Annotated in this window: 16 protein-coding genes; 9 read left to right on the forward strand and 7 right to left on the reverse strand. The window is 60.3% G+C overall.

Going from position 1 to position 20,496, the window contains the following annotated elements; genetic code table 11:
• From HG800_RS02175 to HG800_RS02185, 3 genes are all read right to left on the reverse strand, one after another.
• Positions 1-951, reverse strand: a complete 951-nt coding sequence (locus HG800_RS02175) for a thiamine-phosphate kinase (protein ID WP_169973176.1) — start codon at positions 949-951, stop codon at positions 1-3.
• A gap of 13 nt (positions 952-964) precedes the next feature.
• On the reverse strand, positions 965-2,107 hold the full coding sequence (locus tag HG800_RS02180) for a glycerate kinase (RefSeq protein WP_169973178.1): 1,143 nt from the start codon (positions 2,105-2,107) through the stop codon (positions 965-967).
• 135 nt (positions 2,108-2,242) lie between these two features.
• A complete protein-coding gene (locus HG800_RS02185) occupies positions 2,243-3,658 on the reverse strand; it encodes a trypsin-like peptidase domain-containing protein (RefSeq protein ID WP_315851949.1) in 1,416 nt (471 codons plus the stop codon).
• 467 nt (positions 3,659-4,125) lie between these two features.
• Between HG800_RS02185 and nadA the strand changes: the two genes are divergently transcribed.
• Positions 4,126-5,064: a quinolinate synthase NadA gene (gene nadA, locus HG800_RS02190; RefSeq protein ID WP_235963186.1), complete on the forward strand. Its 939-nt coding sequence runs from the start codon at positions 4,126-4,128 to the stop codon at positions 5,062-5,064.
• Positions 5,065-5,125: 61 nt separating this feature from the next.
• On the opposite strand, the gene HG800_RS02195 is transcribed toward nadA, so the two are convergent.
• The gene (locus HG800_RS02195; protein ID WP_152050764.1) at positions 5,126-5,311 is read right to left on the reverse strand and encodes a hypothetical protein; all 186 of its coding nucleotides are present in this window, start codon (positions 5,309-5,311) and stop codon (positions 5,126-5,128) included.
• 290 nt (positions 5,312-5,601) lie between these two features.
• Between HG800_RS02195 and HG800_RS02200 the strand changes: the two genes are divergently transcribed.
• From HG800_RS02200 to sixA, 3 genes are read left to right on the forward strand one after another with little or no spacing between them, the layout of a single operon-like run.
• Entirely contained in the window at positions 5,602-6,852 is a 1,251-nt protein-coding gene (locus HG800_RS02200; RefSeq protein WP_169973180.1) for an ornithine cyclodeaminase, read from the forward strand.
• A 47-nt stretch (positions 6,853-6,899) separates the two neighbouring features.
• The gene (locus tag HG800_RS02205) at positions 6,900-7,751 is read left to right on the forward strand and encodes a dimethylarginine dimethylaminohydrolase family protein (protein WP_169973182.1); all 852 of its coding nucleotides are present in this window, start codon (positions 6,900-6,902) and stop codon (positions 7,749-7,751) included.
• 41 nt (positions 7,752-7,792) lie between these two features.
• Complete coding sequence (gene sixA, locus HG800_RS02210) at positions 7,793-8,287, forward strand: phosphohistidine phosphatase SixA (protein WP_169973184.1); 495 nt, start codon at positions 7,793-7,795, stop codon at positions 8,285-8,287.
• A gap of 45 nt (positions 8,288-8,332) precedes the next feature.
• Here the strand turns inward: sixA and ppk1 are convergent, their stop codons facing one another.
• Both ppk1 and HG800_RS02220 read right to left on the reverse strand, forming a co-directional pair.
• Entirely contained in the window at positions 8,333-10,564 is a 2,232-nt protein-coding gene (ppk1, locus tag HG800_RS02215) for a polyphosphate kinase 1 (protein ID WP_169973186.1), read from the reverse strand.
• A gap of 25 nt (positions 10,565-10,589) precedes the next feature.
• Complete coding sequence (locus HG800_RS02220) at positions 10,590-11,528, reverse strand: deoxyribonuclease IV (protein ID WP_235963187.1); 939 nt, start codon at positions 11,526-11,528, stop codon at positions 10,590-10,592.
• Positions 11,529-11,862: 334 nt separating this feature from the next.
• Here HG800_RS02220 and HG800_RS02225 point away from each other — a divergent pair, with 334 nt between their 5' ends.
• Complete coding sequence (locus HG800_RS02225) at positions 11,863-12,222, forward strand: hypothetical protein (protein ID WP_169973188.1); 360 nt, start codon at positions 11,863-11,865, stop codon at positions 12,220-12,222.
• A 4-nt stretch (positions 12,223-12,226) separates the two neighbouring features.
• On the opposite strand, the gene HG800_RS02230 is transcribed toward HG800_RS02225, so the two are convergent.
• Positions 12,227-13,225: a DUF1559 family PulG-like putative transporter gene (locus HG800_RS02230; protein WP_169973190.1), complete on the reverse strand. Its 999-nt coding sequence runs from the start codon at positions 13,223-13,225 to the stop codon at positions 12,227-12,229.
• A 267-nt stretch (positions 13,226-13,492) separates the two neighbouring features.
• Between HG800_RS02230 and HG800_RS02235 the strand changes: the two genes are divergently transcribed.
• The 4 genes from HG800_RS02235 (at position 13,493) to HG800_RS02250 (ending at position 20,485) form a co-directional block, all read left to right on the forward strand.
• On the forward strand, positions 13,493-13,990 hold the full coding sequence (locus tag HG800_RS02235; protein WP_169973192.1) for a DinB family protein: 498 nt from the start codon (positions 13,493-13,495) through the stop codon (positions 13,988-13,990).
• Positions 13,991-14,438: 448 nt separating this feature from the next.
• Positions 14,439-17,570, forward strand: a complete 3,132-nt coding sequence (locus tag HG800_RS02240) for a PSD1 and planctomycete cytochrome C domain-containing protein (protein ID WP_169973194.1) — start codon at positions 14,439-14,441, stop codon at positions 17,568-17,570.
• A gap of 63 nt (positions 17,571-17,633) precedes the next feature.
• Complete coding sequence (locus tag HG800_RS02245) at positions 17,634-19,112, forward strand: DUF1501 domain-containing protein (protein WP_169973196.1); 1,479 nt, start codon at positions 17,634-17,636, stop codon at positions 19,110-19,112.
• 101 nt (positions 19,113-19,213) lie between these two features.
• Entirely contained in the window at positions 19,214-20,485 is a 1,272-nt protein-coding gene (locus tag HG800_RS02250) for an alpha/beta hydrolase (protein ID WP_169973198.1), read from the forward strand.
• Positions 20,486-20,496 lie beyond the last annotated feature (11 nt).

Here is a 20,496-nt window from a genome sequence, read left to right on the forward strand (position 1 = left end):
TCACTGATCTGAGGCGAGGTGGTCGAAGCCCTTTAGCTGGATCGGCTCGATAAGAGAGTCGAGACGGCGAATTCTCATGCCGGGTTCAGATTCGATGGTCCCAACCCGGTGCAAGCGAACACCCGAAGGAGGAGAGGCGAGGAGGTCCTCTGCGGCCTCTGGGGCAAGAACCACGCACAGCTCGAAGTCTTCCCCGTCGCAAAGCGCGTGATCCAAGGGGGAGCGGCCGGAACGATCCGCGAGCATCTGGGCATCGGGGTGGATCGGGATGGCGTCTGCGTTGAGTATTGCGCCGAGGTTGCCACTTTGCTCAAGAATATGTCCAAGGTCGGAGACGAGTCCGTCGGAGAGATCAATCAAGGCGTGCACGAAAACTCGATCGAGCAATGCAAGCGCCTCGTCGATTCTGGGCTCCGGGTGCAGATGACGTCCGAGCAGGCTGCCACCAAGGGGGCCGGTGACGAGGACAGCATCGCCGGTTTTGGCTCCGGATCGAAGAATGGGGCCGGGCGGTACTGCCTCTCCGGTCACGGTCACGCAAACGACGAGGGGCCCATCCCAGGCATTTGTGTCGCCTCCGGCGAGCGCGACACCGAATCGATTGGCCAAAGGGGTCATCCCGTTCATCAAGCCATCAGCGATCGACGCGGCTTGATGTCGGGGAAGGGCGACCGAGACAAAGGCTGCGACGGGTCGAGCAGCCATTGCGGCAATGTCCGAAAGATTCACGGCCAGGCATTTGTAGCCCACCGCCTCTGCGCCGTGTTCGGCCAGCAAGAAGTGGCGGCCGTCGAGGAGCATATCGGTTGTCACAACAATGGGAACGTTCTCGGAAGGAGGACGGAGCAAGGCACAATCGTCGCCAATTCCGAGCATGACCGCAGGATGGGAGGAGGCACGTTGCTGGATGCGTCGAATTAACTCAAATTCGCCGATGAACCCGTTGGGCATGGTTCAGCCTCCTTTATGCACGACCTCGCCCGGCCAGGAAGGCTCGCACGGCCTGCTCGGAGGCCCGTTCGAGCAAGGAAGCGGCATGGGCGATGGCGTCTTCGAGGCTCATCGGGCGGTCGCATAGACTGAAGTAGGCCGAGAGACCTTGATCCAGGAGCGCTTCGGCTCCTGGCTGGATGCTTCCGGCAAGGGCGAGGACCGGACATCCGTACTCGGCCGCCGAGCGGGCAACTCCGGCGATTGTTTTGCCGTGTGCCGTCTGTTCGTCGAGGGAGCCTTCAGCCGTGAGGCAAAGGTCCGCATCCTTGAGACGATCGGCGAGACCGATGGTCCGGGAGATGAGATCAACTCCCGGCTGGAGCGTTCCTCCGGCGAAGGCGACCAGCCCCGCACCGAGCCCCCCGGCGGCTCCGGCTCCGGGTTGATCAGCGACCGAGCGGCCGAGGTCACGGGCGATCACCTCGGCAAGCCAAGCGAGATTGCGGTCGAGTTGCTCAACCATCGACGAATTCGCCCCTTTCTGGGGGCCGTAGACGGCAGAAGCACCCTGAGGACCGCAAAGGGGGTTGGTGACATCGCAGGCCACGGCAAGCTCGACGTGATCTAGGCGAGGATCCCGGTTTGTAGAGTCGATCTGATCAAGCCGAACGAGTGCCCCGCCGCCGGGGGGGAGGTCTCGGCCATCGACGTCGAGCAGGCGGAATCCGATGGCCTGGGCCATCCCCGCGCCTCCGTCGTTGGTGGCGCTGCCACCGATCCCCAGGACGATCCGGTCAACTCCTTGATCAAGCGCGGCAAGAATCAGATCACCGGTCCCACGAGTGGTGGTGAGGGTCGGATCGCGCTGGGACTCGGGAACGAGGACGAGTCCGGACGCGGCGGCCATTTCGAGGAACGCCGAGCGACCGTCTCCGGAGAGTCCGAAGCGAGCGTCGAGCGTTTGACCGAGCGGACCTGTGACCGCGACGGTCCGGAAGGTGCCGCGGGTGGCGGTGACAAGGGCATCGACTGTGCCTTCGCCCCCATCGGCCATCGGAATTTCATCCAGGGACGCTTGAGGACACGCGTGAAGGACCCCCCGAGCGATGGCTTGGGCGGCCTCGACGGCTGAAAGACTCCCTTTGAATTTATCGGGGGCAATGACAATTTTCATGGAACATCTCGGGGGTCGATCGAGTGCTCAACGATAGCCTATCGGCCAGGCTCTTCCAAGCAAAACGCCGAGAGGCGTGAGCAATCAGGGCTCCCGCCTCTCGGCGCGTAGGATGGAATGAATCTTCGGAAGCGATTATCGCAGGGTCGATCCTTCTGCCTGAGCCTGGTAAACCTCGGTCAGACTGAGTGTACCCTGGTGAAGAATGCTTTGTCGCACAATGTAGTAAGGAACCGTTTGTGATCCGACTGATTCCGCCTGTCGGAGAATATACAGGATGTTATCGGGTCGAATCGTTTCGAGATGACGGTCGCCAACGTGCATGCCAACCAGAATGTCTCCGGGGCGGATCGCGGCACGGTCTGCCAGGCCTCCGGGAAGGATTTCGCGGACGTAGAGTCCCCCTCGGAGCTTTGTAGAGGCGATGGCGACATATTCTTCCGAGACGTGCTGCGTCTTGAGTCCCAGCAATCGCCAGAGTTGCTCCTCGGCGCTGGGAGCGGGAGCGGCCGGGCGATTCGATCGGCTGATCGGCCGAAGTTTCATCGCGAGCTCTTGACGGCGGCCTCCTCGCTCGACGATGAGCGCTGTCGGTGTGTCCTGGCTGACGTCGAGCAAGGCACGTTCCAGATCGATCGGGTTTGTCACCGCAAGCTTATCAACCTGAACGAGTTGGTCACCGGGCTTCAATCCTGCATCTTCAGCCGGACTTCCGCCTTCGATCGTGGAAACGACGACCCGACGGACCCCGTTGATCATTCGCTCGGCAGTGATCAGACCGTGCCACGATCCCGAAAGCTTTCGGGTGCTAAGCATCTCGGCCGCAACAGGTTTGACATCGTCGATCGGTAAGGCAAAGCCGATCCCCTGAGCACCGGCTCGGGTGGCGACGTTGATGCCGATCAACTCACCATCAATATTGATGAGCGGGCCTCCCGAATTCCCGGGATTGATGCCGGCGTCGGTCTGGATCAAGTTCCGATAAATCTGATCATCGGCGAGCGTGACGTTTCGGCCGAGAGCGCTGATGATGCCGGTTGAAGTTGTATTTTCGTATCCGAAGGCGTTGCCGATGGTAATGACAGTTTCACCGATCATCAGATCGGATGAGGTCCCGATGGTAATGGCCGGTAACGACCGCCCTGCATCTACTTTCAGCAAGGCCAGGTCCATCGACCGGTCCTCCTGGAGGACTCGGGCCGGATAAGAGGAGCCATCGGAGAGATAGACGCGGATATCCTGCACCTTATCCACGACGTGCTGATTCGTCAGGATAAAGCCGCGTTCATCCAGGATGACCCCGGTTCCCATGCCGCTGACTAGGGGGCGACGGTTTTCCTCGGGAGAAAAGGGCCATCGACTGTTCGAGGCAGCTCGCTTCTCGCTGGTAATGTTGACGACGGCGGGGAGCGACCGTTCAATCGCTTCGACCAGAGGCGTGCGTCGGGAGGTCGAGTCCGCGAACGCGGTCGATGCGTCCCAAGCCAACGCTCCGACCGTCGTCAACAACAGCCAGAACATCCAACGCCGCTTCATCCAGGGCAAGAGCACGTTGGTGGTCCTCTCTGGGGGTCCGATGTTCGCCTTCGCCGAGCCGCTCGCACGGTCGGTCATGATTGTTGCTAGAGATCGTCTCTGGTGAGGATTGGCTTTCGCCTCTGGCAAGGCGGTTTTGGCAAGGCAACCCGAAGGCCCGTACGACCCGAACAACCGACCCTGGATCGGGCTTGATTTTCGGAGTTTTCGTCATTCAGCCGAGCGGTCGAAGCGAAGCGAACGGCGCGGAGACAGGAGACTGGCTCATCGCTTCTCTTTGAAATTGATGCCGAGGTCCGGCAAGGTGAGCGCTCGGAAATGCGAAGCGGTGGGAAAGACCTCGCACGGCCTTCTCGGATTGCCCATAATGAACCGAACACCCCTGGGTGTCGTAGAAGTTGGAACACCTGTCCGCCGGAACGAGAGGACCGGCTGGTTCGTGGGTTCTTCCTCCGCCACGTAAAAAACAAGGAATTCCAACCTTGCCTGCCACATCGATCGATATTTATGACGAAATCGAGGCCCTGAAGGTCGAGAAGGATGCAACGATCCTGGCGCACTATTACCAGGACGGCGAGATCCAGGAACTGGCCGACTTCACCGGCGATAGTCTTAAACTCGCCAGGGCCGCGACCACTGTCGACACGGGGACCATCGTTTTCTGCGGCGTTCACTTCATGGCCGAGACAGCCAAGATGCTGAACCCGGAAAAGCGTGTCCTACTGCCCGACCTTCAAGCCGGTTGCAGTCTGGCCGATAGCTGCCCGGCTCCGCTCTTAAAGCGTCGGCAAGATGCACTGCGGGCCGCCGGAAGGCATTTTCAGACAGTCACTTACATCAATAGTTCGGCGGCCGTCAAGGCGATCTCCGACTGGATTGTGACCTCAGGTAACGCTGAGGAGATCGTTCGAAAGATCCCCGAGGACGTCGAAATCCTCTTCGCGCCCGACCGGCATCTCGGCTCGTATCTCGAGGAGGTCACCGGTCGGAAGATGATTCTCTGGGAAGGGGCGTGCATGGTGCATGAGGTCTTCAGCGTGACCGATTTGCTGAAGATCAAGCGCCGCAAGCCCGAAGCGAAGACCATCGCTCACCCGGAATGCCCGGTAAACATTCGGGAACATGCCGATTATATCGGCGGGACCGAAGCGATGATTCGTTTCGTGGAAGGCTTTGCCGAGCCGACGGAGTTCATCGTTGCCACCGAGGCCAATATGCTCTGGCAGTTGCAGCATGCGGTGCCCAGACACACCTATTTGCCCGCGCCCGGGATTACCTGCGCTTGTAATCTTTGCCCTCACATGGCACGCAATACGCTCGAAAAGTTACGGGACTGCCTGAAAACGGGCGAGCCAGAGATTCAATGGCAACCAGAGTTTGAGCGTGCAGGAGAGGTTCTCCGCCGCAGTCTCTTGAAGTGACAGGGACGCTGAGAGACGCGGTCGAGTCCTGCTGGGAATGCTCGACCGCGTCTCAAACTGCTCATCGTCTTCGCTTCTCGGCCGAGGCGAGTCCCTTGGAGATGAGGTCGAACGCTTCCGCCGGCTTGAGGTCTTCCAGGATGTCGAACATGACCGAGAGAACCCGGCTCACATCGGCCGCGTTGATCTGAACCTTCGGCGTGTCGGCCCGACGGGCGACTTCTTGATAGAATTCGGTGAGTTTCATCGGCGCGACTCCTCGTGGGTTCCGTGGGGCGATCGTCAGCGTCGTTAGAGACCTGGATCGGAGGTTCACAAACTCCGACCTGCTTCAACGATTCCATCGAAATGAGTCGTTTTTGGAGTTCAACGCGAAGAATTTGGCTTTTTGATTCCGATTCTTCCGACTGAGGCGATGATTCGGTCCGCAAGCCAGGTGATTTCTTCCTTTGTGTGTTTGCAAATGCAAGACATCTCACTCGTCTGTCTGGCACAGGCGTACGAGGTCTACAAGGAACCCGAAGGAGTCTGACGGTCATGGCTCATACTGAGGCGAATCCTGGAGATTCCGGTCCGATCGAGGAGATCGAGGTTCGGGGTCACATCGTCGATTCGCTCCTGTTGCCGAAGATCCTCGACCGCATTCTCCAGATGGGAGGAACCTTCGAAATCCGAGAGTGCTCGATCGGTACGCGTCGGATCGATCCGAGCCGAGCCCTGATTGCGGTCAGGGCGGGCACGGCCGATCGACTCGATGAAATCGTCGGCGATCTGATCGAGCATGGGGCCTGGCCGATCCACCCTGAAGATGTCCGGAGTGAATCGGCAGATGTGGCGGGGGCCTTCCCCGAGGGGTTTTACAGTACGACGAATCAGCCGACGCAAGTGCGCATTGGTGGCCGATGGATCGACGTGTCGGATCAAGAGATGGATTGTGGGATCACGATCAACGAGGCGGAATCGACGGCGCGGTGTCTCCCAATGGCGGATGTGATGTTGGGGATGCCGATCGTAGTCGGCCACGATGGTGTTCGTGTCTTGCCAATGGAGCGCCCGAGAGAGTCCAGTCCGTTTGCGTTCATGAGTTCGAGCGTTTCGAGTGAGAAGCCAAAAGCCGTCAGTTTAAGGGGTGTTGCTGAGTCAATCCGAGCGATGCGAGACGCTGGGAAGAAGGTACTTCTCGTGGGGGGACCGGCGATCGTTCATACGGGGTCGGCCGGACATGTGGCGCGGCTGATCCGAGAAGGATGGATCCAGACCCTATTCGCCGGCAACGCTCTGGCAACCCACGATATCGAACAGGCTTTCTTCAACACGAGCCTGGGTGTAGACCTGGAGCAAGGTGAGGCCATTGAGCATGGTCACGAGAACCATCTAAGAGCGATCAACACGATCCGAAGAATCGGAGGAATTCGCCAGGCGGTCGAGAGGGGCCGATTGACCTCGGGAATCATGTTCGAGTGTATTCGGGCAGGGGTCGACGTGGTGCTCGCCGGTTCAATCCGGGACGACGGTCCGTTACCCGATGTCATTACTGATACCCTTGAGGCGCAACGAGCCATGCGAGCCGCCTGCAAGGACGTTGGGTTTGCGCTGCTCATAGCCTCGGCCCTTCATGGGATCGCCACGGGGAATCTCTTGCCGGCGTCGGTTCAGGTGGTCTGTGTCGACATCAATCCGGCGACCGTGACGAAACTGGCGGATCGGGGGACGTTTCAGACAATCGGCATGGTAACCGATGTCGAGCCGTTTCTTCGATCGCTCGCGCTGGAGTTGACCGGCGCGTAAAGGGGTTTCCGGGGAATCGTCTCTCCGATCGATCGGGAGTGTTCGCCATGTCCTCGACGCGACGGATCTTGATGTGTGCGCCGAAGCATTTCAGGATTGAATATGAGATCAATCCCTGGATGAATCGGCGCGTCGGGAGTGATCCGGACGAGTCGGGTCGGCAATGGCAAGCACTCCACGATGCGTTGATTGCACTGGGCGTGACCGTCGAATTGATGGACCCGGTTCAGGGGTTGCCGGATCTGGTCTTCACGGCCAACGCAGGCTTGGTGTACCGGGATCTCTTTGTCAGCTCACGATTTCGATACGGAGAACGGCAGGGAGAAACGCCTATCTTCGATCGCTGGTTTGCCGATCATGGATTCACCGTTGAGCACACGCCGAGCGATCACCACTTCGAGGGGGCCGGCGACGCCTTGTTCTGTGGCGAAACCTTGTTTGCGGGCTATCGGTTTCGCTCCGACGCAAGGACGATGCAGTGGGTCGGCGACCGGATTGGGGTGGAAGTCTTACCCCTGGAGCTCGTCGATCCAAGGTATTATCACCTTGACACCTGCTTTTGTCCGATTGCTCCGGACGCGGCGATCTATTTTCCTGGAGCGTTTGATGAGTATGGTCGATCGGTCCTCTGGGACCGTATCCGATCCTTGATTGAGGTGTCGGCAGAGGAGGCGTTCTCGTTCAGTTGCAATGCCGTTGTGGTCGGCCGATCGGTGGTCCTGAACGAAGGAGCGCCGAAATTGGCGAAGGCTCTCGAACGCCACGGCTACCGGGCGATTCCCTTGAAACTGACCGAATTCATCAAGGCCGGAGGCAGTGCCAAGTGTCTCACCTTCCGGCTCGATGGTGAGGATGCCGCCCTATGGCGTTCGACCGCGGACCGATCCAAGGCCGTCTGACACAGCCGTCAGCGCGTCAATTTCCGAGAGGTTCTCAAGCCGTGCGACAGCTTTTTGTCTTGCGACACGGAATCGCCGTGGCTCATGGGACTCCGGGATATGAGGATGATGAGCGTCCGTTGACCCCCAAGGGACGAACACGATTGAAAGAGCAGCTTCGGGGGCTCAAGGTGCTCGAAGTGATCCCCGATCGGATCCTGTCCAGTCCCCTGCCCCGAGCTCGAGAGACGGCTGAAATCGTGGCGAGGGGCCTCGGGATCGAGGATCGCCTGGAGTTGGTTCCTGAACTTCGTCCGCACGCTTCGTCATCATCGATCCGTCGTTGGCTGGACGTGATACCCGGCGATTCGGTCATGATCGTCGGCCACAATCCTGCCTTCTCGGAATTGATTTCTGTCTTGCCGCTTGGCCCGGGAACTCCGTTCATCGCGGAGCTGAAAAAGGGCGGTCTTGCCAGCTTCCAGGTCGATCCAAACGGGCGATACACGTTGGAGTGGTTGATGACGCCTCGAGTGTTGAGACGGCTTCGAACGTGATCTGAACGACTCAAGAGAGGCTCAACTCGTGTGTCGGGTAGAGACTTACTCCGATCCTGGACGATCGGGCAACTGGAGTCGACACAGGGCGTCCCGCATGGCTTCGGGAAACTCGCGACGGACGGCTTCTTCTTGCAAGGCGGTCTGGGCACGCAGGGGGGGGGCATCCGGTTCAGGACGGAGCCGCTCGTAACTGCCGTCAGGGCGGAGAAGTCGCGATTTGGTGTTGTCGACCAGATAGACGCCGAGCAACTCTCGGACAATCCGAGCGTGAAGTCGGGGATCTTCGATCGGAAACATCAACTCGACGCGGCGATTGAAGTTGCGCGGCATCCAGTCGGCCGAGGAAAGGTACACCTCAGGATCGTTGCCATTCTGGAAGTAGGCGATCCGGGAGTGCTCCAGGAACTTGTCGATGATACTCAGGACCCGGATGTTTTCCGAGACTCCCGGAATTCCGGGTCGGAGGCAGCAGATCCCTCGAATGATGAGATCGATCTGCACGCCTGCCTGAGAGGCGGCATACAGCGAGGCGATGGTACGGGGGTCGACCAGTGAATTCATCTTGGCGATGATCCGGGCCGGTTTGCCGGCCTCGGCGTTCCGACGCTCGCGGTCGATCATCTCCAGGACACGGTCGACCAGGTGATACGGAGCAACCACGAGTTTCTGCCAATCGTGGCCCTGGGAGTATCCGGTCAGGAGGTTGAACAGGGCCGAGGAGTCGTCACCGAAATCGGGGCGACAGGTGAACAGCCCGAGGTCGGTGTAGAGCCGAGCGGTCGTCGGGTTGTAGTTCCCTGTGCCGAGGTGGATGTACCGACGAATCCCATCCGGCTCTCTCCGGACGACGAGCGCGGCCTTGCAGTGAGTCTTGAGGCCGACCATCCCGTACACGACGTGCACACCGGCCTTCTGGAGCATCCGGGCCTTGACGATGTTGTTTTCCTCGTCAAGCCGGGCCTGAATTTCGACCAGGACCGTCACTTGCTTGCCGTTGCCGGCGGCCCGGGCGAGGGCGTCGATGATCGGGTTATCCTCGGCGGTTCGGTAGAGGGTTTGCTTGATGGCGAGGACTTGGGGATCGACGGCTGCATGTTCGACGAACTGAACAACGGCGTCGAACGATTCGAAGGGATGATGGACCAGGATGTCCCGATCTCGGATGGCCTCGAAGATACTGGCGTTTGAGGCCAGGGCCGACGGAAGTCGTGGCTCCCAGGGGGTTTCCTTGAACTCCCGGTACCCTTCGATCTTGCAAAGCGAGGCCAGGGCCGAGAGGGCGACCGGGCCGGGAACCCGGTAGACATCGCGGTCGTCGAGGTCGAGCGCCGGGGCATTCTGAAGCAGCGACACAAAGGTCTCATCGGCCCGATCGGAAATCTCCATGCGGACGGCATCGCCCCACATCCGTTTGCGGAGATTTTCCTGAATAATCGAGAGGAGGCTCGATTTGACGTCGCTTTCCTGGATGCTCAGGTCGCTGTTTCGGGTCACGCGGAAGGCGGCATGATCGACCACTCGGAAGCCGCCAAAGAGGGAATCGAGTCGGGGACCGATGACGTCTTCGAGCAGCACGAGGCGATGCTGACCAACCTCGTCGGAAGGAAGCCGAACCAGTCGGCTGAGAACCGAAGGAACCTGGAGCACCGCGTAGAGCTGCCGGGGGGCCTGGGAATCAGTCCGATTGCGGTTGCGCTCCTGACGCTCTAGGCGGAGGATCAGGTTGAGACTCTTGTTGTGCAGGTGCGGAAAGGGGTGGGCAGGGTCAATCGCCAGAGGCGTGAGAACCGGGTAAACCTCGGTTTCGAAGTAGGTGTCCAGAAAGGTATTCTCGTCAACGGTCAACGCGTCGGGGCTGACGACCACGATACCGGCCGAGGCGAGCTTGGGCAGTAGGTCGTCGATCCAGGTTTCGTATTGGCGGGCGACAAAATCGCGGGATCGACGGCCGATCTCGAGCAGTTGGGTCAGAGCGCTCAGGCCATCGGGGGGAGGATCCTGCGGTTCCAGTTGCTCGTAGATCTGAGCCTGAAGTCCAGCGACACGAACCTCAAAGAACTCGTCGAGGTTCGAGGCGGTGATGGCCAGGAACCGGAGCCGTTCGAGCAAGGGGACAGAGGGATCGCGAGCTTCTTCAAGGACTCGCTCGTTGAAGTCGAGCCAGCTTAGCTCGCGATTGATGAACAGTGAGGAATCGAGCGAGAGGCCGTCGGGAACCCCCTCGGGAGTCGCGTAAGGGATGGGGATGGTCTCAGATCGCGTTGGCTCGGACATCTCGGACGTGCCTTCCTCGCCAAATTCAGGAGGCCCGAGCGGCTCGGGAGGCATCAGTCGCGTCGCGTCGGGCCCGAGTCTCCAGATCGCGGAGCACTCGGAGGTTGATCGCGTCGAGGTCCTCGCCGCCCTCGGTCCCCTTGGGCGTTTCCAGGATCATCGGCAGCGCGGCGAATCGCGGGTCGGCCACGAGATGGCCAAACGGCTCCAGACCAAGCTGGCCCCGGCCGATCCCCGCGTGGCGATCGACGCGGCTCCCGCACGGCTTGACGCTGTCGTTGAGGTGCCAGACTCGGACCCGATTCAGGCCTACGATCCGATCCAGCTCCCCGATCGTTTCATTGTACTCGTCTCGAGTGCCCAGCCGATAGCCCGCCGCGAAGACGTGGCAGGTGTCGACGCAAATTTCCAGGCGATCGGCATCGTGGACCCGGTCAAGAATGGCCCTCAAGTGCTCGAACCGATGCCCAAGGCAACTTCCCTGTCCCGCCGTGGTCTCCAACGCGATGTGAGCCTCAAATCCGCTCGTTCGTCGGTGAATCTCATCGAGTCCCAGAGCGATGCGGGAGAGCCCAGCCTCCTCGCCACTGCCAACATGAGCGCCAGGATGGGAGACGAGATGCAGAATCCCGAGTGCCTCGGCTCGCTCAAGTTCGATCACCATGGCGTCAATGGACTTGTGCCAGAGTTCATCGTCGGGGCTGGCCAGGTTGATCAGGTAGGAATTATGGGCGACCGGAGATCCGACGCCGGTTTCCGAAAGGCTCTGGCGGAAAGCGGCCACCTGTTCGTCGGTCAGGGGTTTCGCCTTCCATTGATTGTTGCTTTTGGTGAAGACCTGAACGCAATCCATCCCCAGCGCCGAGGCGGCCCGCACGGCTCGATCGTGTCCCCCGGCGATGCTCATGTGGGCCCCAAAGGTCCGCGAAACCCATTTCGATTGCGAGCGAGCCTTGGTGGGCATCCTCGTTCCTTTCCGAAGGCGGGTGGGTGGACGGTCCAGGGTTGACCTGATCCGGGGCTGTTTCGGCACTGTATCGCAACCCCAGAAGATCGGCCATGTCAGGTCTCAACCCGGCAGACTGAGAATCCCATTGGTGATAGGATGGTTCACCATTGAAACCCCGTCCGAGTTTCGCCCCGCCTCCTTGACGCCATCAAGCCTGAATCCCTCCTCGACAGCCCATCGGAACGCCGTTATGCCCCGCATCTCCTCACGGTTCTTGACGGCGATGGTGGTCACTCTCGCGACAATAGGAGTGATTGGGGCGGCGGGTTTGAATTGGGGAGGGCACACGATGGCCATTCCGGGAGGTCTCGGAGGCGGGATCGGCGAGTTCGAGACGACAGGATGGGCAGGTCGATTGATCGTCGGTCCCTTCTGGTTGCCGAACTGGATGGTTGTCTTTGCTGCGGGAATCGTTTGCTGGTGCTCCTGGCTCCGGGCGGTTGGGATCGGACGGATACCTGCGGTACTGCCCATTGCGTTCGTGCTCTATGGGATTGCGCACGCGGGGGCGATGGTCTTCCTGTTCTCGGGAGGGCCGAGGGCGACCCTCGGCCCCGGCGCTCCGCTGACAGTTCTGGCGTTTGCAGCGATGTTGCTGATGATTCTTCAAGACGTGCTTCTTGCCAGCAAGCATGGGCAGTCGCAATGACGGATCAGGGTTCGCTGGGTTCGGGAGGCGAAGGTGCCTCGGGAGATTCGTCTCCGGTGAGGTCGCTTCGATAGGTCCCGAGCGAGGCCCAGACCGCAGGGTTGATCGTCCGGGCGTACACCCGGACACTCCCATCCATCAGGAGCACTCGCACCCCTTCCACATGTCCGCTCGATGCTCCCATGAGGGCGGTCCGTCCTTGTTCGTCGATGCAAGACCGAGGGTTCTGCGGCGCGGAAGCGTGGGTATAGAGGGTTGATTGCCAGCCGAGCTCGAGCCAGGAACGACCGGCTTCGGTCTGGAGGAGAACGTCGGGAAGGTCGGGACACCCCTCCCGAGGGACCGGGCCGGGAACGAGCTGGTAATCTCGAAGTGTTTCGCTTGAGGTTGCGGCTGTGCCGACCAGTCGTTCAGAGAACGCTGCGGTGTAAGCCGCACCATCTCCAGCCTCCACCTCGGCGAAGCTCATCGAGATACCCGGTGCAAACGGCCCGCGCCGGCCTTCGGGTTGGTCTCCGGTATTGGCCCGATAGTTCAGCGGTGCTGGAAACACGCGAGACGTGGCGATCGGGTCGGACGGGCAGACAAAATCGGGGAGGTATCGCTCCGAAAGTGGTTCGGTGAGGGGTGGTGCCGGTTCAGGATCGATTTGGAGATCGATTCCGGTCACTTCGGTCCTTCCCAATTGTTGGAGCATCAATGCCAGAGGTCCTTGCGACGCGTCATTCAGGTCATCCAGCGGGGCAATGTAGGGCGTAAACTGGGTGACCTGTTCATACAGTTGCAGCGCGAGTCCGATTTGCTGCAGGTTTCGGGAACAGGTGGCCGATCGAGCGACCTCCCGGCTTTTCGCCAGGCCGATCATCAGCAATAGGGCGAGGATGGCGACCACGACGATGACGACCAGAACCTCGGCCGGTCCAATTCCCCTGCGGATTCCTCGACGAGCGTCGTTGTGATCGAGCCGGGCTGTCGTGCGGAAGGTGTTGGAGCGTGCGTGCATGGGGAATTCCAGTCAGTTCTGGGTCGACGTGGTCGTCACTGTGAAATCGGTCCAAGAAAATCGTTCGGCGAATGATCGATCGTCAGCCAGCAGCAGTTCAAGCGTCGTGTCCGAACCGGATCGAACGCCCAAGGCCGATCGAGTCTTCGGGAAAGCGGTTGCGACGATGACGGATTCTACGGAATAATTCAGTAGCGTGAGTCTCTCTCCTCTTGTCCACCCACAGTGATGATCGCTCGACGTAGTCGCGGGCGGAGAACGTACGAAATGGCCGACGAAACGCTGCTGGACTTGCTCGACGACGTACGCGGCAAGACGCTCAAGGAATTGCAGAACCTCGACGACACCCACGCTCGCTGGGCGCCACCCGGTCTTCAGAACTCGTGCCTCTGGCATGCCGGCCACGCCTATGTGGTCACCGAGTTTCTGACCATGAAGAGCCTTGGGCGAGAGCCCCAGATTCCCGAGGGATGGTTCAAGATGTTCAGCTGGGAAAGCAACCCGGCGCACCTTTCCCCGGACAACTGGCCTCCTCTTGAGGAGGTCGTCGCGGCCCTGAAGGCACAGCACGAACGGCTCCGAGGCGTGATTTCGGATCTGACTCCCGAACAACTCGCCGCCAACGAGCCCGGCAATCCGAATCATTCGGTCCGGTACGGCATCGTCCACGGACTTCACGACGAAGCCCGACATAGCGGCGAAATCTCCCTACTCCGGAAACTGATGAGTCGGACCTTCGTGGTCCAGTCTCCTCCAAACTTCTGATCAGAATTGGTGGCCTCGCAACGGACCACGGCGAGGAAAGTCGGACCCGGCCTGCGTTACGGACTGGCAGGCCCGGGTTTGACTCTTATACTATTTCTGATCAACATTCGCCAAAGCGGGTGAACGAATCCCCTCGTTTTGGCGTAGAACGGAAATCTGAGTCACGAGAACATCTTCGTCACACGGGAGTTGGGCTGAGGAGTTCACTCACGAAATTGGTCCATGAACCGACGATCATAAACCCCACCCACCCTGGCGGCCGGAGTGGAAGCGTTCGGAGACAATCGATCCCGATCAAGCCAACGGGAATCAGCGTGTACAACCTCGATCATTCCGCTTCGCAAACAGCCCCCATCCCTCCCCACCTCCGTTGACAACGAGCCTGGCCGAAGACCCAGGCCAAGTTACCCCCGCCACCAAAAACCGAGCCGACTCGGGAGCCGAATCGATGAGACCGCCGACCCTCGCGACGACGCGATCCCTCGTTCTGGCCGCCTGCTGGGCGGTGTTTGCCACGGTGCCATCGCTGGCCGCCGATGATGCGAAACCCGAACGTCGGATCGACTTTGGCACTCAGATCCGCCCACTGTTGTCGGATGCCTGCTTTGCCTGCCACGGACCGGATTCGGCGACTCGAAAGGCCGATCTTCGGCTCGACCTGCGCGACGAGGCGCTTGCTGATCGGGGAGGGTATTCCGCGATCATCCCCGGCGACGTCGACGCAAGCGAGTTGTTTCACCGGATCACAAGTGAGGACGAACTCGATCGAATGCCTCCGGATTCGCACGAAGCGTTGACGGCCGAGCAGATCGAGTTAATCCGGACCTGGATCGAACAAGGGGCCGAATGGGAGGACCATTGGGCGTTCGTTCCGCCAACCAAGCCCCAGCCTCCTGCGTTTGAGGATGATTCCTGGGTCCGGAACCCGATCGATCGCTTTATTCTTGACCGATTGATCAAGGAAGACCTGGAACCGTCTCCCGAGGCGAATTCTGAGGCCTTGGTGCGGCGGGTCTATCTCGACCTCACGGGGCTTCCCCCGACTCCGGCAGAGGTCGATGCTTTTCTAACGGATGATCGCGAAGACCGTTACGAACAACTCGTCGATCGGCTCCTTCAATCGCCTCGATACGGCGAACACATGGCCCGATTCTGGCTTGATGCGGCGCGATATGGAGACACGCATGGGCTGCACCTCGACAACTATCGAGAGATGTGGCCCTACCGCGACTGGGTCGTCAACGCCTTCAATCGCAATCTTCCTTACGATCAGTTCGTCATCGAACAACTCGCAGGAGACCTCCTGCCTGACCCGACCCGCGAACAGCTCATTGCCACCGGATTCAATCGGGCCCACGTAACCACGAGCGAAGGGGGATCGATTGAGGAAGAGGTCTATGTCCGCAACGTCGTTGAGCGCGTCGATGCAACCGGGACCGTCTTTCTTGGCCTTACCGTGGCCTGCGCCCGATGCCACGACCACAAGTTCGACCCGATCTCGGCGAAGGATTACTACTCGCTGTTCGCCTTTTTCAACTCGATCGACGGCAAGCCACTTGATGGCAATGCCAAGGCCCACCCGCCGGTCATTCAGGTCCCCTCGCCCGAGCAGGAGGCCGAACGAGCCAGGCTCGACGAGCAGCTCGCGGCGATCAAGGGGCGCATCTCCGAAGCTGTTTCCGCTGTCGAGTATGACCCCGCCGCCGACGATGACCGTGGTGAGTATGTGCGCCGCAACGACTTCGTTTGGATCGACGATACCCTTCCTCCAGGTGCCAAGCCCTCGGCCGAGGCTGACTGGTCGTTTGTTTCCGAACCGGATCACCCCGTCTACTCGGGTGAGAAGGCTCATCTACGAATCGCCGAGGAGCAGAGTCAGCACTTCTTTACCGAGGCGTCCCAGGGTTTGCTCGTGGGTGAAGGAGACACGCTATTCGCCCATGTCTTCCTTGATCCAATCAACCCGCCGAAGGAGATCATGCTCCAGTGGAATACCGGATCGTGGAAGCACCGGGCCTACTGGGGAGAGAATGTGATCGACTACGGGGCCGATGGCACTACCGAGCGGCGCTCGAAGGGACCATTGCCAACCACCGGGGAATGGGTCCGGTTGGAGGTTTCTGCCGCGGAGGTTGGCATCGAACCCGGCACGACGATCACTGGGATGGCGTTCACCCAGCATGGCGGCAAGGTTCGGTGGGACGCCGCCGGTCTACGTACCTGGACCCCGCAGCCGGGGAAGACCTACACGAGTCTCGCGTCGTGGGTGCGTGACCAAAAAGTTCTCGGCGACAAGGCCGGGCTTCCGGGTCCGATCCGCGCCATCGTCGAAAAAGCCCCGGCCGATCGCTCGAACGACGAAACGCAGCAGCTTCGTGACCATTTTGTTCGCCACGCTTACGCCCCATCCCGATCGACGTTGAGCCCCATGCTCGACGAGCTGGCCGCGGTCGAATCGGCGAGCAAGACACTTGAGGAGGCGATCCCGACGACTCTGGTCTGGAAGGAAATGTCCGAACCGAAACCCGCGTTCATCCTCAATCGAGGCGAGTACGAGGAGCGAGGGGAAGAGGTTGGTCGCGCGACTCCTGAATTCCTTCCCGCCATGCCCGAGGGAGCGCCGCTCGACCGCATGGGTCTGGCACTCTGGCTCGTCGATCGCTCCAACCCCCTGACCGCCCGGGTGGCTGTCAACCGTCTCTGGCAGCAGGTCTTCGGCACCGGCCTGGTGAAGACCTCTGAAGACTTTGGTTCTCAAGGGGACCCGCCGAGTCATGAGGAACTGCTCGACTGGCTCGCCGTCCAGTTTCAGGATGATGGCTGGGACGTCAAGACGTTCATGAAGCGGTTGGTCACGTCTGCGACCTATCGGCAAACGTCCCGGAACACTCCTGAACTGAACACGCGAGATCCGAAAAACGTGTTACTCGCCCGGGGACCGAGGTTCCGGCTCGATGCCGAAACGCTCCGCGACCAGGCGTTGGCCGTGTCTGACCTGCTCGTCGAACAGGTGGGCGGTCCGGGTGTCAAGCCCCCGCAACCGTCCGGACTCTGGGAGGCGGTCGGTTATACAAGCAGCAACACGGCGAAGTTTCAGGCCGACACTGGGCGCGAAAAGGTCCACCGCCGCAGTCTCTACACCTTCTGGAAACGGACGGCTCCGCCGCCGCAGATGACGACCTTCGATGCTCCCTCTCGGGAGTCTTGCACGGTGCGTCGAGAGCGGACGAACACGCCGCTCCAGGCATTGCTGTTGCTGAACGACCCGCAATATGTCGAGGCGGCCCGCGGCCTTGCCGAGCGGACGCTTCAGGAGGCTGGCCCGTCGGTCGACGATCGGCTGACCCACATGTTCCGTCTGGCCACCGCTCGTCGTCCTGAAGCGGATGAACATCAGGAGTTGCGTGCGGCCTTCGAGGAGCTCCTGACCTCCTATCGATCCGAGGTCGAGGAGGCCCGGGCGCTCATTACTGTGGGCGAAACACAACCCGACCCGGCGTTCGATCCGGCCGAACTTGCCGCCTGGACCATCATCGCGAATACCTTGCTCAATCTGGACGAAGTGATTGTGAAGGGCTAACCCCCCGCCCCTGACCTCTTCCCCGCATCCACACACCGACTCGGAATCGAGAGGAACGCGAGCATGGACCCGATCCTCGAACGCATCCAGACGATGACGCGGCGTCACTTCTTCGGCCGGGGGGCCGTGGGCCTGGGCACCGCAGCCCTTGCCTCGCTCTTGCCCGATCGAGCCGCCCAGGCCATCGGTGCCGATCAGGACCGACCGCCCCTCTCCTCCGGTGGCCTGCCCGGCTTGCCTCACTTTGCCCCAAAAGCGAAGCGGGCCATTTACCTGTTCATGTCCGGAGGGCCTTCACAACTCGATCTGTTCGACTACAAGCCGACCATGAACGAGTGGTTCGACAAGGATTTGCCCGAGTCGATCCGCCAGGGGCAGCGGCTGACGACGATGACCAGCGGTCAGACGCGGTTCCCGATCGCACCGTCGCGTTATGCGTTTCAGCAGCATGGGAATTCGGGTGCCTGGGTCAGTGAACTCTTGCCGCACACGGCAAAGATGGTTGACGACCTGGCGATCATCAAATCCATCAACACCGAGGCCATTAACCACGACCCGGCGATTACCTATATCTGCACCGGCCACCAGTTACCCGGCCGCGCGAGCATGGGATCTTGGCTCGGCTATGGTCTCGGGTCGATGAACGAGAACCTGCCCGCGTTCGTGGTCATGACGCCAAGCTGGACCGGCCGAAAGGATGCCCAGGCGCTTTACAACCGGCTTTGGGGTTCCGGATTCCTGCCGAGCAAGCATCAGGGGGTTCGCTTGCGGACAGACGGTGATGCCGTGCTGTTCCTTTCCGACCCTCCGGGGGTCACCTCGACGAAACGGCGGCGGATGCTCGACTCGCTGGCGACGCTCAACCAGAAGCATTATGACGAGTTCGCCGACCCTGAAACGCAGGCACGCATTGCCCAGTATGAAATGGCCTTCCGGATGCAGTCGTCGGTTCCCGACCTGATGAATCTGGCCGACGAACCGAAGCATATCCTCGATATGTACGGCCCGGATGTTCAGAAGCCTGGAACCTTCGCCTACTGTGCCCTCATGGCTCGTCGCCTCGCTGAGCGAGACGTGCGTTTCGTTCAGCTGTTCCATCGCGGCTGGGACCAGCACGGCAACGTGGCGGGCGATCTGCCGAAGCAGTGCCAGGACATCGACCAGCCGAGCTGGGCTTTGGTTCAGGATCTTAAGCAAAGAGGGCTGCTCGACGATACGTTGGTCATTTGGGGAGGTGAGTTCGGACGAACCATTTACTGTCAGGGCGGTCTGACCCGAGAGAATTACGGTCGAGACCACCACCCGCGCTGTTTCACCATCTGGATGGCGGGTGGTGGCATCAAGCCTGGCATCGTTCACGGCGAGACGGACGAATTCAGTTACAACGTCGTTCAGGATCCGGTGCACATTCATGAGATGAATGCCACGATCCTGCAATGCCTCGGGATCGACCACAAGCGATTGACCTACAAGTTCCAGGGGCTCGACATGCGATTGACGGGTGTCGAGGATCACGGCCCGGTTCGAGCCTTGCTCGCCTGAGCTGTCTCGGTCATGCTCAAGAGGCCCACGGTTGGCTTTGTCCAGTCGTGGGCCTTTTCGCATCCAGTTCGACTGCTTCCTGATGAGAAGGAATCCCTGGGATGAACGCCCCTGCCCTGCTCCGTTGGACTGCGTCGCTGACGCTGGGTCTGCTATTGATTGCACCAGAATCGATGGCCCAGCCTGAAGGATTCAACTACGACGAATCCAAGGTTCCTGACTATTCCTTGCCCGATCCCTTGCTCGCCGAGGATGGCTCAAAGGTGACCAGTGCCGACGAATGGCGTCTTTCAAGGCGCCCCGAGGTCCTCCGCCTTTTCGAGGATTACGTCTACGGCAAGACTCCGATCGGTCGTCCCGAGGGGATGCGATGGGAGGTCTTCGAGTCCTCCGAAGGGGCAATCGGCGGGCTTGCCAGGCGTAAGCAAGTTCGCATTTTCTTCAGTGAAGACGACAACGGCCCTCGGATGGACCTGCTCCTCTACACGCCGTCCAATGCTGAGGGACCGGTTCCAACATTTCTGGGCTTGAACTTCAGGGGGAATCACACGGTCTTTCCCGACCCTGCGATCCGCTTGCCCGAGGGTGGCGACGACTCCGTTCGAGGAGAACGCCGGGGAAGATGGCCGGTCGATACGATTGTCTCGAACGGCTACGGCCTGGCGACGATCTGGTATCACGACATCGATCCCGATGTCAAGGATCAGTGGAGTGATGGAGTTCATCCTCTGGCCTATGCCGAAGGCCAGTCGGAACCGGGATCAGGCGAATGGGGATCGATCGGCGCCTGGGCCTGGGGTCTCAGCCGGGCCCTCGACTATCTGGAAACTGATGATCACGTCGATGGTTCTCGTGTGATCGTGATGGGCCACTCTCGACTTGGCAAGACCTCACTCTGGAGCGGAGCGCAGGACGAACGTTTTGCTCTGGTCATCTCGAATGACTCAGGGTGTGGAGGGGCGGCTCTCAGCCGCCGTCGGTTTGGCGAAACGGTCGAACGCATCAATACCTCGTTCCCCCACTGGTTTACGGATCGGTTCAAGCGGTTCAATGGAAATGAAGATGAACTTCCGGTCGACCAGCATATGCTCATTTCGCTCATCGCTCCTCGGCCCGTTCTCGTCTGCTCGGCGGAAGAGGATTTGTGGGCTGACCCTCGGGGCGAATACCTTTCCGCCAAGCATGCCAGTCCGGTCTACGAATTGCTTGGAACTGACGGCATGGCAAGTCGGGAGATGCCGGGCCTCAATGAGTTGATCTCGAGCACGATCGGATATCATCTCCGTCCGGGTGGTCACGATGTCACCGACCGAGACTGGGAGGTGTTCATTGAGTTCGCCAACAGACACCTCGGGAGATCAAACTCGCAGTGATCAAGGGTTGA

This window comes from Tautonia rosea, assembly GCF_012958305.1.
GTDB lineage: Bacteria > Planctomycetota > Planctomycetia > Isosphaerales > Isosphaeraceae > Tautonia > Tautonia rosea.